Here is a 12,601-nt window from a genome sequence, read left to right as displayed (position 1 = left end):
CCATGCGCTATGTTGAATGCGAGGAACCGTTTTATGACGAAGTGGAATAGAGGGATCCAAAATGTCTGAACAAGATACAGCCAAGAAGATTTTAGAGCTGATTGGCGGCAAATCAAATATCGCAAGTGCGGCGCATTGTGCAACTCGCCTACGATTAGTTCTCAATGATACCGAGCTTGCAGATACCGCTGCAATCAAAGAGCTCGATCTGGTCAAAGGTGTGTTCACCAACAGTGGCCAATACCAAATTATTATTGGCTCTGGTATCGTAAACCGAGTCTTTAGTGCCTTGGCTGAATTGGCAGGCATTAGTGAAGCGTCAACTGCTGAAGTTGCCGCGCAGGGTGCTAAGCAGAACCCTTTCCAAGCTTTAGCGCGTACTTTATCCAATGTATTCGTACCGATCATTCCGGCGATTGTGGCCAGTGGTTTATGCATGGGGCTACTTGGCTTCTTACGTACCAATGAAATGATTGCCACCGACAGTATCTGGTACTTAATCTTAGACATGGTATCCAGTTCAGCATTCATTATTCTGCCGATTTTGATTGGTTTTGTGGCGGCCAAAACTTTTGGCGGAACGCCGATCCTGGGGGCGACGCTTGGTGGCGTATTAACCCACCCCGCTTTAACTAATGCTTGGACAGTTGCCAGCGGTTTTCAATCGACCGAACTATTCGGCATGGAAGTGGGTTTAGTTGGCTACCAGGGAACGGTTTTCCCGATGCTGATTGCGACTTGGTTCATGTGTAAAGTAGAAAAACGAGTTCGCCAATGGGTGCCTAACTCCTTAGATGTGATTTTGAGTCCGTTTATTATCTTAGTGGTCACTGGTTTTGTTTCTTTGGTCGCGATTGGCCCCGGCGGACGGATGCTGGGTGATGGGATCTCAACTCTACTACTCTACTTGTATGAAAATGTGGGTATTTTAGCTGGTTTACTATTTGGTGGTACTTATTCAGCCATTGTGATTACCGGTATTCACCACAGTTTCCATGCCATTGAAGCGGGTTTACTGGGTGACCCTAACATCGGGGTTAACTTCTTACTTCCTATCTGGTCGATGGCGAATGTTGCCCAAGGCGCAGCTTGTTTAGCAATTGGTCTGAAATTTAAGAATATTAAAACCAAGGCTTTGGCGATGCCATCGGGTGTATCGGCTTTGTTTGGGATTACCGAAGCGGCAATCTTTGGGATTAACTTACGCTACATGACCCCATTTTTCGCTGGCTTAGCCGGTGGTGCGGTGGGTGGTGCTTATGTGGTATTTGCTAAAGTGGGTATGACTGCGGTTGGTTTAACTGGTATTCCAGGAATTGCAATTGTTCAGACGGGCTCTGTGGTTCACTATATGATTGGCTTTGCCTTAGCCTTTGGTGTGGCCTTTGCGGGTTCTTACTTTAGCACGACTGAAAAAGCAGATGCTTAATTGAGGATGGCGGCAACGCCCGCCGTCAGTTTTTGGTTTTTCCTGTGAGGCCTACCTCATTGTGCCGCCACGATTAAGGTAAACAATTCCCTACCTTGGTGGCGATGCAATGAGGTAATTTGATACCAAGAGCATTGGTTTTTATCGATTGAGATTGGTAGCAGAATAATAAGGGGAGCGGTGATGAGTCGCCGTTACCTCAAGTTTTACTCGCTTTTAGCAGCCTGCTTCTTTGGCTGCTTTTTTAATGCGTAGGATTCTCTTTCAGTAAAAAGCCCTTGGTAGGAAAAAGCTACATCAGCTAAGGGCTTCTCTCGCAATTGCTTGATTAATACCGAGGCCGCTTCTTGGCCCACCAGCTGGTAGTCATAATGCAGGGATGCCAAGGGTGGCTCTAAGACAGTACATAGCTCGTCATCGCCGACACCAATTACTGCCACATCTTGACCGATGAGTAAGCCCTGTTCGCGTAAGGCTCTAATACTACCTGCAGCGAGGCGGTCGGTCACTGCAAACACACCATCGGGTCGATATCCAGTGCTGAGTGCCAGTTTGGCCTGTTGGTAACCAGACTCCAGGTTAAAATCACAATCGGTTTGATAGCGGCAATCAACATCTGCAAGATCGAGCGCATCGACAAATCCTCGTAAACGCTGTCGACCCACCGCCACATCACTCTGAGGCACGCCAACAAACATTAACTGTTTACAGCCTAGTTTGAGTAATTGACTGCCAGCAATAAATCCGCTGCGATAATCATCGAAAAATACACTGGTGAGACCATGTAAAGAAAGATCCTGGCCAACGATCACCACCGGCGCCGCAGATTGTTTTAGGGTAGAGAGTAACTCCTGATTGTAGCCAGCCATGAATACAATAATACCGTCGACCCCCTTTGAATTCAGGGTTTTGATATGGTTATTGGTTTTCTCTATCTGCATGCCCGCATTCATTAACAGGGTTTGCATACCTTCTGTTTCAATCACCTCGCTCAAACCTTGTACCATCGCGGCGACTGACTTAGAGGTAAGCAAGGGGACGATCACGCCAATCGTATCAGAGTTGCGGGCCTTTAAGTTTTTGGCGGCGATATTGGCGGTGAAATTGGTTTCGTCGATTAAAGCTTGTACTTTGGCCCTCACCACAGCATTAACGCCTGGTCGTTTGTTTAATACCCGGGAAACGGTAGATTTCGATACGCCGGCTATTTCCGCAATATCGGAGATGGTTTTCAACGACTTAACTCCTTGTTGTGAGCGCGACGGGGTTTGATTGGACAGTGTTGCTCACATGATATCAATTATTATTACCATTTGAATATACTTGCTGAGCTATGTCAGTAATAGTGAGCATAAATTGTATTTAGAATAAGTGCTTACTGTCATGAGTATGTAGCTTTAGCAAGCTTAAAGCTTGCTTCGATTGTAATCGAGTTTGGCGTAATACGGTAGCACCAAGCGAGTGATGTAGTGTGTTTGTTGGCGATCGTTTTAGCGTTTTAGTTCTGACAGGGTGTGGGTTTTAGGCAAATATTGTTTTTGTACTTGGTCAATCGCTTGATTGAGCCTTGGCATAAATTGAGGGTGTTCCTCTATGTAGGCTTTGGAAATATAGATCCCAAAGGGGGCGGAACGCTGCACGACCTCGATGTACTGGCCATTGCGCATGTTGCTGTGAATGGCCTTATATTTAAATACCTCTGCAGACAAGAAAGCCGCATCAATTCTTTTTAAATCAAAGAGTAACTGGGCTAACTTGACTACATCGTTTTGTTTGCCGACCACTTTGTAGTGGTTGTTTTTTAGCCAGGTCAAGGTGTTGGTTCCTTCAAGGGAAGCTATTTTGGCCTTCGCTTTAAAGTCTTTAGAGTGTGGGTCTAGAAAATTTTCTTGGCGGAAAAACCAACTCCAGTTATTGACTAATAGCGGTTTGGAGAATTGGGCAACTTGATCGCGTTTTTGGTTTTGCGAAGCAAAGAAAAAACCGTCGGCTAAGTTTCTCTCGATATCGTTAAGTGCTCGTTTATAGTTAGGTACTTGACGACTATGATAAGGTTGCTTGAGCTTTTTCATGATTTGATCGAGCAAAAAATTTCCCGCGGCTGGCTCTCCACTCTTGGCATAAGTAAAAGGAGGGAAGTCGGGGTAAATTAGGCGCAGCTCATGCGCTTGAACATTATTCAGACTGCTGATGCTTAGCCAGAATATCAGCTTCCAAATATCTCTCACTTAGCATTCCTTTTTAGATGGTTATGCCTACGAGTATAGACCGTGAGTTAATATTTGGAATGGGCTTTGGAGACAGAATGTGAGTGTTTTTATTCTGTTTTCTGTAAATAGGACGCGATGCTTCGTTTTTATTGAATAGAGGCAGGGCAATCAAACTTACTAAGTTTGATTGCCCTGTGGTTTTAATTTGCTTGCAAAGGCTTAAGCCTGAAGCGCTTCAATCAGCATCTTGTCGAGTTTTTCTTGATCAAGAGCGAAGGTACGGATCCCTTCGGCAAGTTTCTCGGTGGCCATTGCATCTTGGTTATGTCCCCAGTAAAACGCGGCTTCGTTTAGTGGCTCTGGGCGAACGGCGCTGACGCCTTTATCGACTAAGCGAGGGCTGAGATTGGCTTCACTCTGGGCCAACTCTTCCAATAAGGCTGGGCCAATGGTGAGTCGGTCACAACCCGCGAGTTCAAGGATTTCACTGGTATTGCGAAAACTGGCACCCATCACCACGGTCGAATAGCCGTGCTGTTTGTAGTAGTTGTAAATCTCGGTGACCGAGATCACTCCAGGATCGCTTGTGCCGCTGAAGTCCGCTTCCGGTTGTTTGGCTTTGTACCAGTCCAAGATACGGCCGACAAAGGGAGAGATTAAAAATACTCCCGCTTCGGCACAAGCTCGGGCCTGGGCAAAGGAAAACAACAAGGTTAAATTACAGTTGATGCCTTCTTTTTCTAATACTTCGGCTGCGCGGATCCCTTGCCAAGTAGCGGCGACTTTGATCAGTACTCGTTGCTTATCGATGCCGGCGGCTTGATACAATTCGATGAGTCGACGAGCCTTGTTAATCGTCGCTTCGGTGTCAAAAGATAAACGTGCATCAACCTCTGTAGAAATGCGGCCAGGAACCAATTCTAGAACTTTGCAACCAATGGTGACGACTAATTTATCTGCAGCCAGATTGACCTGCTCATTGAGTTGTTCACTTTGGGTCTTTGCCCATGTGGCAACGTCTTTTAGTAAACTCGAATACTCTGTTAAACCAAGCGCTTTAACAATCAGCGAAGGATTAGTCGTCGCGTCTTCAGGGGAGAATTTACGCATGGTTTCTAAATCGCCGGTATCGGCGACAACGGTAGTGTATTGTTTTAATTGGCTTAGTAGAGAACTCATAAGATGCATATACCCTTGTCATTCAAGCTTAAGTTGAGAATGGCCTTGATTCCTCATGATTGCTTGAGGCTCGAAGACCAAAGCGAAGCTTTTGTCCTTATTAAAATGCCATATCGGCAGTTGAGTGCAATTACTGTTTTTCGCGTAGAAATGCTGAATTTTCATTGCCTCGACCCAGCTCACATTTGCAGAATTTTTTTTTGCTACAAAAGTCGGCTATCAAGTCTTGGTAAACACTCCTTAAGCATGGTGCGCCGATTTGTTAAAGAAATAAATATGCTTAGCGCGTGGAGTGAAAACAACAGCGAAAATGTCCATCTATGCTTACCTTATATGTTGTTCTCAAGGTCGATAGCTAAAGCAGCGAAGACAATATCAAGTTTTATTGGCTATTTTCGGTCTGGTTAGCATGACCAGGAACTGAAGCCATCACCAGGCGATGGCTTCATGTCGTACATAGCTATTCGATCATCGTTGCTAGTTCACGTGGCGAATAAGGGCCAGATAAATGGTTTTTCGCCATTCGGTTTAGATTTTGTGCTCAGTTATTTACAAGCTTTTAAAATATCGGTTTTAGCTGCTGGTATAGGGCCTTAAAGGTTTCGCGTCGCTGGGCGTAGTAGGCTTGTCGTTTGGCATCTACATGATGCACTTCGACTAATTCCGGAACCGGGCAGATAACATCTAAATCTGCCTTGTGACTCACTCCCAATTGCGCCAAGCGAGCGGCACCCAAGGCGGGCCCCACCTCTCCCCCTAAGCGATAGCTAAGTTTTTGTCCGAGGATATCGGCCAGCATTTGCCGCCAATAAGGGCTGCGAGCACCACCACCAATGAGGGTGATGTCATTGGCTTTTAATCCGGTCGCATGCAGGGCGTCTAAGCCGTCGGCGAAGGCAAATGCTACGCCTTCCAAGACTGCGCGGCAAAGATCGAGTGGGCCACTACTATGAGTGAGCCCAAAGAATACGCCGCTTGCCTCGGGGTTGTTGTGAGGCGTGCGTTCGCCACTGAGATAGGGTAAGAAGATAAGCTTATTGTCTACGGGTGGCGCTGCCTCTACAGCGGCGAGCATACTAGCGACATCGCTTTGCCCGGTGAGTTTAACAACCCAATCAAGGCAGGAAGCGGCACTTAAAATGACCGACATATTATGCCAAGTATTGGGCAGAGCATGACAGAAGCTATGTAGCGCCGACTCAGGATTACTGAGATAACCATCACTCACCGCGAAATAGACTCCAGAGGTGCCCAACGACAACATGGCCTGGCCGGGTTTAGTGATCCCGACTCCGATGGCTCCCGCGGCATTGTCGCCCCCGCCAGCCACTAAGGGGACCGATCCCATGCCCCAGCGTTCTGCCAACTCAGCTTTTAACTGGCCGGTGATTTCACAGCCTTCAAATAGTTTTGGCATTTGGCTACGGTTTAAGCCAGTTGCAGCCAGCATGACATCACTCCAATCTCGTTTTGCCACGTCTAACCACATCGTACCTGCGGCATCGGACATATCAGAGGCAAAGTTGCCCGAAAGTAAATAACGGAGGTAGTCTTTGGGTAGCAGAACTTTATAGATTTGGGCAAAAATTTCCGGTTCATGTTGGCGCACCCAAAGCAGTTTGGGTGCGGTAAAGCCGGGCATCATTAGATTGCCAACGATGCTTCGCGAATTTTCCACGCTGTGTTCGATGGCAGTACATTGGCGAGCGCTACGGCCATCGTTCCATAGGATCGCTGGTCGTAATACTTGTGCGTTTTTATCGAGTAGGGTGGCACCATGCATTTGACCACTCAGGCCTATCGCTTTGACGGTTGCGAGATCGTGTTGCTGGCTTAAGTTGTCCAGAGCCTGCTGACACGCTTGCCACCAGTCTTGCGGGGCTTGTTCAGACCAAAGCGCTTGCGGTCGTGATACTTCTAAACTGGCGCTGGCTTGGCTTAACAGCTCACCTTGTTCTCCAAGCAAAACAACCTTTACTCCCGAGGTACCTAAATCAATTCCGATATACATGGCTTTTCCTTATGCGTTTTGCCGCTAAATAAAACTGATGGAACGTTGACGGTCGGTTTATTCAAAATAATCGCTTTTAAATTACAGTCAGCAGTCTGCCGTTTGGTTCGCGAAGCCGATACGCCTGAATCCTTAAGATAAAGCTGCAGGCGTAACACCTTTGAGTCGACGCTGCGGGTCTTAACGCTGGTTGATTTATTGTTTGTTGTCTGATGATTGATGTCGATGACGTCACTGCATTGGGTCTGACTCATTTTAATAAACAACTCGCGCTTGTAAAAATAACTAGCCAAGTTCAATTGACCTTGGTATTTGGGTAAATCATCTTCTCGATCCTGCCGTTATTTTTAAGCGGGCCTCAATTACGAAAACTGCTTGCTGGGTAGCGTTTTTCTGCTGCGTGCTTAAGTTCACAGTTTGCTTGGTGCCATGGATGATCGCAGTCACATTACAATTTATAGTGGTGGCGTTTAGGCCGCTTTTTTTAGATAGTAAATTTAATGTATTTGCGATTGCTCTATGGGAACCGGAATGTTTGATAAGCGCTTCAAAATTACTCTATTGTTTAACGCGAATAAGGTATATGACCGACAAATTATTAAGGGCATCGGGGACTATTTGCAGGCTTCGCAATGCGACTGGGATATCTTCCTTGAGGAAGACTTTCGTTGCCGAATCGATAAACTTCAACATTGGGTTGGGGATGGCATCATTGCGGATTTTGATGACCCGCAAATCGAACAAGCTTTAAGCGGTATTCAGGTGCCAGTGGTGGCGGTGGGGAGTTCTTATGATAACCCGCAACAGTATCCAGCGTGTCCTTACGTGGCCACAGATAATCGCGCCTTGGTTAGCGCTGCCTACGAACACTTAAAAGCTAAAGGTTTGGAATACTTTGCTTGCTATGGCATGCCGCCCGACCCGAGTAATCGTTGGGCCAGCGAGCGGGAGCAGATATTTCAGCAATTAGTGGCTGCCGATGGTTATGAGTGCGCTTTATATCGCGGTTTACATACCCAACCAGAGTCTTGGCAATATGCTATGAATCGCTTGGCCGATTGGTTGCAGTCGGTTCCTAAACCGGTGGGGATCTTAGCGGTTTCAGATGCACGAGCCCGCCATTTGTTGCAGGTATGTGATCATTTGGGGATTATTGTACCGGATAAGGTGTCGGTGATTGGCATCGATGATGAAGATTTAACTCGCTATTTGAGCCGCGTATCTTTGAGTTCGGTGGCCCAGGGCTGTCGCAAAATGGGTTTTCAGGCTGCCAAGTTGTTACATCGCCAACTCCAAGGACAAGAGTTGAGTCATACACGCCAGTTGGTGGGGCCAGAACAGGTAGTCGAACGGCAATCAACGGATTTTAAAGCCTTAAAAGACCCCTTTGTGATCCAGGCGATGCACTTTATTCGGCATAACGCTTGTAAGGGCATCAAGGTGGATCAAGTTTTGGATTACGTGAAGGTATCTCGTTCGAATTTAGAAACCCGTTTTAAAGATGATATTGGCCATTCGGTTCATCAAGAAATCCATCATGCTAAGTTAGGTCAAGCGATGAGTTTACTGAGAAATACTGAGCTTTCGACCAGCGATATTGCCGAATTGTGCGGTTATCCTTCGCTGCAATACATGTATGCGGTATTTAAAAAGGATTTAGAATTAACGCCAAAGGCTTACCGCTTGAGCAAACAAGATATCGCGGATTAACGATCAATATCATTCGCGCTAAACGACAGTGAAGCGGCAGAAGGTCAACTGTCGCCAAGCTTGAGTTTGAGTTACTTTCCTTTTAAGCTCGCAGCTGCTTATATTAGTTTGCGCTTAAGGAGAATGCAGTTGTCAAAGCTCACTAAAGTCGCCATTGTTGGTGGTACTCACGGAAATGAATTTAGCGGTATTTATCTGCTGAACAAGTGGCAGCAACAGCCACAGTTGGTGGCTCGCCCTAGCCTCGAGGTGAGCACCGTGTTTGCCAATCCGAAGGCCCATGCAGAAAACCAACGTTATATTGACGTCGATCTTAACCGTCAGTTTGCCTGTAAAGACTTAGCCGATTTTCAGCTGAGTAATTATGAGCAGTCTCGAGCCAAAGTATTACACCAACAGCTGGGTCCAAAGTCGGCACCAAAAACTGACTTAGTGATTGATTTACACAATACCACTTCCAATATGGGGCCTTGTCTGATCCTCTTGGAGCAGAACGCTTTCTATAATCACTTAGCGGCTTACGTAAAAATGAAAATGCCTGAGGCGGTGATTTTTCTCGATGAAGTTGAGGAAGATATGGCCGAGCACATGTTTTTGGCAAGCTGCGGAAAGTATGGTGTATTGATCGAGGTTGGGCCACAGCCGCAATCAGTACTACGACAAGATGTATTGGAACAAATGGAAAGCATGACTGGGCATATTTTGGACTTTGTCGAGTTGTATAATCAACAGTGCTTGCCAGTGCTACCTCAGCAAGTGGAAGCCTTCCAATATTTGGATACCATTAGTTTACCCTTGAATGAACAAGGTGAGCGAGTCGCCATGGTGCACAGCCATGTTCAGGATCAAGATTTCAAACCAATCAAGCCTGGAGATCCGATCTTCCGTAGTTTCGATGGTGAAGATATTTTCTATCAAGGTGACACCATGGTTTATCCCGCGTTTATTAACGAAGCCGCTTATTATGATAATAATTTGGCTATGTCGCTGTTAGAAAAAGTGTTCATCGAGCTGAGTTGAGCCAAACTTGAGCGTATGAGAAACAAAGTCAATCGATAAAAAAGCAGAGTGAAAGGACTCTGCTTTTTGTTTTTAGAACCACTTCTTCCATTTAAATATAGCGATTAAGGACAAAGCGATGCTTAACATCGTGCCAAGTAAGATGAAATAAGCATTGCGATAATGCAATTCCGGAATGAATTCAAAATTCATTCCGTAGATCCCAGCTAAAAAACTTAAGGGCACAAATATCGCGGTAATTAAAGTGAGCATGCGCATGGTATTGTTGAGTTTGTGCGAGCTAATGGATAGGTAGCCATCGACCAGATCGCCGCAAATGTTGTAGTACATTTGATTTAAGCTGTGCAAGCGTTCAAAACGGTCCTGTAAGTCTTGGATCACCGGTGGATCGACGGCAATTTGCTGAAATGCATTTTGTTGGCAAAGATGTAGTAATTTACTGCTGAGGCTGAGATGGTAATTGAACACTCTGCTGAGGCGCACAATATTGGCTTTTTTGCGGGTGATATCGGCAAGTAGTTGGTCATCACCGTGAACGCTAATCTGTTCTTCTACTTCGCTGAGTTGGGTCTCGAATTCGAGTAATTGGTTGAGGTATAAGCCAGAGGCGGTATGCATGATCCGACAGGCTAAGTTCAGTGGTGCCAGTAAGTCCTTGCTAAAGCTATCCTTTAGTAATGATTCGATGCCTTGGGAGCGTCCTTTGTGTAGGGTAATCAAATAGTTTTTACCTACTAATATGACCAGTTGCATATGAGCAAATTTGAGCTCACCAAGGATCTGTTCAATCCCGCGGTAAATCATAAATATCTGATCATCGAAGACTTCTATTTTAGGTGGGTGTCGCTCGCGAAATGCATCCACAATAGTTAAGGGGTGACATTGAAACTGCTCCAGTAACATGGCTGCTTCGACTTGTTTGCTGTGGGCAAGGTCAATATCGATCCAAATATAGCTGTCGGGATCAGCCGACCAGCAGGTTATTTGGCTCTCATCGCCAGGATGTGCGCTGAGTAGTTTGTTTGATAACCAGGTTCTAATCATTGAGTATTCCTTTGGCAAGTCTATGACTAGTTGATTAAGAATAGCGAGGCGAGGCCCAAAAATGCGACAAAACCGACGATATCAGTCACGGTGGTTAAGATCACTGAACCTGCAACCGCCGGGTCGATTTTCATTTTCTTGAGCATAAATGGGATCATGGTTGCCGAGGCAGCGGCAGCGAGGCTATTTAATACTATGGCAATGCAGATCACTAAACCCAAGGACCAAGAATTAAACCAATAACTCACAACCGCTGCGATTACTAAGCCGAGCATCAGTCCGTTAAAGACTGCGATCTTGAGCTCCTTGTTGAGTAGTAACTTAAGGTTACTCTGCTGTAAGTGATTTAGAGCAATACCGCGTAGCGCCACCGCTAAGGTTTGGCTGCCAGCAATACCGCCCATACTGGCGACCACTGGCATTAAGATCGCTAAGGCGACCAACTGTTGTAAGGCACCCTCAAATAAACCGATGACCCAAGAGGCTAAAAATGCGGTGGCTAAGTTAGTGGTTAGCCAAATTGCCCGCATTTTTGCCGCTGTGGGCACTGGGGTGAATAAGTCTTCTTCATCAGAGGGGGCATCGTTGATGACCACCTCAAGGCTCTTTTCTTGTAACCACTCGATGATCACCGCCAGTGGGATCGCACCAATAATTTTGCCGTCTTTTTGGATCGGGTGCCAAGCATGTCCAGCCACGACATTAAATGAAAGCGCAATATCGGCGAGTAGCTGCTGGTGGTCAAATACTTCGATAGCCTGAGCGAATTCACTGAGCCGAGTCGTGTCATCGGCGTTGATGATGTCGGTCATACTGCAGGCACCCTGAAATTGCCCGTTGGCATCAACTAAATAGATGGCTACTTGCTTCTCGCTTTTGGTGTTGAGTCGTTGCTTAATTCGTTGAACGGTAGCGCTAGGCCTCGCTCGCAGGATATGCGGTGTGAGGTAGCGCCCTATTTGCTCTTCTTCGTAACTCAGGGCATGCTGGATTTGGCTGGTGGTCAGTTCATCTTGTTGATCTAAATAGGCATCGACCATCTGCTCTGGCAGAATATCGGCCCATTCAACAATGTCTGTTTCGCTAATATGGCGCTGTAACTCGGCTAAATGCTCGGCTGAGAAATAGCCGAAAAGATGTTTAACGGTTTCATATTGTAGTAGATGTAAGATGTCCCAGTAGCGCTCGTTGTCGACCAGGGGCCATATTTGCTGGCGGTAAGCATCGGGTAAGGATTCGATGAGATTGGCAAGTACCGCATTATCATATTGGCTAACAAAACTTAAATCGGCCTGTTCAGCATTTTCGGCAATGGCCAGCAATACTGCGCTTAGTACTTCGTCATGATGACCATCAAAAACTTGCTGGTTGGAGCTTAATATTGGCTCAGATGTCATATGACTTTCCTTTTAAATTTTAGGGTCAATATTTAGCGCGTCGAATACTCTATTGATTTCAATTTAATTCATTAGATTTACTTGAACTTATTGCGCTATCTGCTGCGTATTTAGCTATCAGTGAACAGCGAGCTTAGCATATTGCTTCGCTCGCTTAGGTTTAACTAATGGAGTTGACCAAAAAACTTTGTGAAGGGTCGACTAAGACCTTATCTGCCATTCCTTGGCGGCCAAATAACATCAAATAACTCATGTCTTGACGGTTGGTAAGGGTGATTTCTATTGGCCAAGTTAAGTCACCCAGTTGAAAATTGGTTTGGATAACATAGCGCTGTTCCACCACGCCATTGGATGATTTGATCCGTCGAGTATCGAATATTGGCGCGGTACAGCGGCATACTTGTTTTAGGTTATAGATGTCTGGGTGTAAGTCGAAACTGATGTGGGGTTTCCCATTCACCTTAATTCGCTCGACATTATCCACATGCAAGGAAGAGGTTTGTGCACCTGTATCCACTCGGATCGGTAAATCATGGATCCCTAAATCTGGCAAATGGCAAGTTTCCAAGTTACCAATAATCATTTTGCTCATAGGCTTCGC

Annotated in this window: 11 protein-coding genes; 3 read left to right on the top strand and 8 right to left on the bottom strand. The window is 46.0% G+C overall.

The features are described 5' to 3' along the window. Positions 1-61 precede the first annotated feature (61 nt). Positions 62-1,429, top strand: coding sequence for a sucrose-specific PTS transporter subunit IIBC (locus ACRRSX_RS21480; protein WP_432455560.1), 1,368 nt, complete (start codon positions 62-64; stop codon positions 1,427-1,429). Between the two features lie 206 nt (positions 1,430-1,635). On the opposite strand, the gene ACRRSX_RS21475 is transcribed toward ACRRSX_RS21480, so the two are convergent. From ACRRSX_RS21475 to ACRRSX_RS21455, 5 genes are all read right to left on the bottom strand, one after another. Then, positions 1,636-2,664 carry a LacI family DNA-binding transcriptional regulator gene (locus ACRRSX_RS21475; protein ID WP_432455561.1) on the bottom strand — a complete coding sequence of 343 codons (1,029 nt, stop codon included), beginning with the start codon at positions 2,662-2,664 and terminating at the stop codon, positions 1,636-1,638. Between the two features lie 255 nt (positions 2,665-2,919). Next, entirely contained in the window at positions 2,920-3,657 is a 738-nt protein-coding gene (locus tag ACRRSX_RS21470; protein WP_432455562.1) for a substrate-binding periplasmic protein, read from the bottom strand. Between the two features lie 201 nt (positions 3,658-3,858). Continuing rightward, positions 3,859-4,818, bottom strand: coding sequence for a transaldolase (gene tal / locus ACRRSX_RS21465; RefSeq protein WP_432455563.1), 960 nt, complete (start codon positions 4,816-4,818; stop codon positions 3,859-3,861). Positions 4,819-5,377: 559 nt separating this feature from the next. Beyond that, complete coding sequence (xylB, locus tag ACRRSX_RS21460) at positions 5,378-6,829, bottom strand: xylulokinase (RefSeq protein ID WP_432455564.1); 1,452 nt, start codon at positions 6,827-6,829, stop codon at positions 5,378-5,380. Beyond that, positions 6,808-7,122: a hypothetical protein gene (locus ACRRSX_RS21455; RefSeq protein WP_432455566.1), complete on the bottom strand. Its 315-nt coding sequence runs from the start codon at positions 7,120-7,122 to the stop codon at positions 6,808-6,810. Before ACRRSX_RS21455 ends, xylB begins: the two co-directional genes overlap by 22 nt. Positions 7,123-7,360: 238 nt before the next feature. On the opposite strand from ACRRSX_RS21455, the gene ACRRSX_RS21450 reads away from it, so the two are divergent. Both ACRRSX_RS21450 and ACRRSX_RS21445 read left to right on the top strand, forming a co-directional pair. Beyond that, positions 7,361-8,539, top strand: a complete 1,179-nt coding sequence (locus ACRRSX_RS21450) for a XylR family transcriptional regulator (protein ID WP_432455567.1) — start codon at positions 7,361-7,363, stop codon at positions 8,537-8,539. 129 nt (positions 8,540-8,668) lie between these two features. Further along, positions 8,669-9,559: an aspartoacylase gene (locus ACRRSX_RS21445; protein ID WP_432455568.1), complete on the top strand. Its 891-nt coding sequence runs from the start codon at positions 8,669-8,671 to the stop codon at positions 9,557-9,559. Positions 9,560-9,631: 72 nt separating this feature from the next. Here ACRRSX_RS21445 and ACRRSX_RS21440 read toward each other — a convergent pair whose 3' ends face one another. From ACRRSX_RS21440 to ACRRSX_RS21430, 3 genes are all read right to left on the bottom strand, one after another. Further along, a complete protein-coding gene (locus tag ACRRSX_RS21440) occupies positions 9,632-10,603 on the bottom strand; it encodes a magnesium transporter CorA family protein (RefSeq protein ID WP_432455569.1) in 972 nt (323 codons plus the stop codon). A gap of 26 nt (positions 10,604-10,629) precedes the next feature. Continuing rightward, positions 10,630-12,000 carry a magnesium transporter gene (locus tag ACRRSX_RS21435; RefSeq protein ID WP_432455570.1) on the bottom strand — a complete coding sequence of 457 codons (1,371 nt, stop codon included), beginning with the start codon at positions 11,998-12,000 and terminating at the stop codon, positions 10,630-10,632. A 160-nt stretch (positions 12,001-12,160) separates the two neighbouring features. After that, on the bottom strand, positions 12,161-12,592 hold the full coding sequence (locus ACRRSX_RS21430; RefSeq protein ID WP_432455571.1) for an ATP-dependent zinc protease family protein: 432 nt from the start codon (positions 12,590-12,592) through the stop codon (positions 12,161-12,163). Between the last annotated feature and the right edge of the window lie 9 nt (positions 12,593-12,601).

Source organism: Agarivorans sp. QJM3NY_30, from assembly GCF_050870855.2.
Lineage (GTDB): Bacteria > Pseudomonadota > Gammaproteobacteria > Enterobacterales > Celerinatantimonadaceae > Agarivorans.
This window is presented reverse-complemented; position numbering and strand designations above follow the sequence as displayed.

Bases quoted from the DNA above. Each gene is read 5' to 3' on its own strand.
- ACRRSX_RS21480 (WP_432455560.1), top strand. From the start codon at position 62: ATGTCTGAACAAGATACAGCCAAGAAGATTTTAGAGCTGATTGGCGGC.
- tal (WP_432455563.1), bottom strand. From the start codon at position 4,818: ATGAGTTCTCTACTAAGCCAATTAAAACAATACACTACCGTTGTCGCC.
- xylB (WP_432455564.1), bottom strand. From the start codon at position 6,829: ATGTATATCGGAATTGATTTAGGTACCTCGGGAGTAAAGGTTGTTTTG.
- ACRRSX_RS21450 (WP_432455567.1), top strand. From the start codon at position 7,361: ATGTTTGATAAGCGCTTCAAAATTACTCTATTGTTTAACGCGAATAAG.
- ACRRSX_RS21440 (WP_432455569.1), bottom strand. From the start codon at position 10,603: ATGATTAGAACCTGGTTATCAAACAAACTACTCAGCGCACATCCTGGC.
- ACRRSX_RS21435 (WP_432455570.1), bottom strand. From the start codon at position 12,000: ATGACATCTGAGCCAATATTAAGCTCCAACCAGCAAGTTTTTGATGGT.
- ACRRSX_RS21430 (WP_432455571.1), bottom strand. From the start codon at position 12,592: ATGAGCAAAATGATTATTGGTAACTTGGAAACTTGCCATTTGCCAGAT.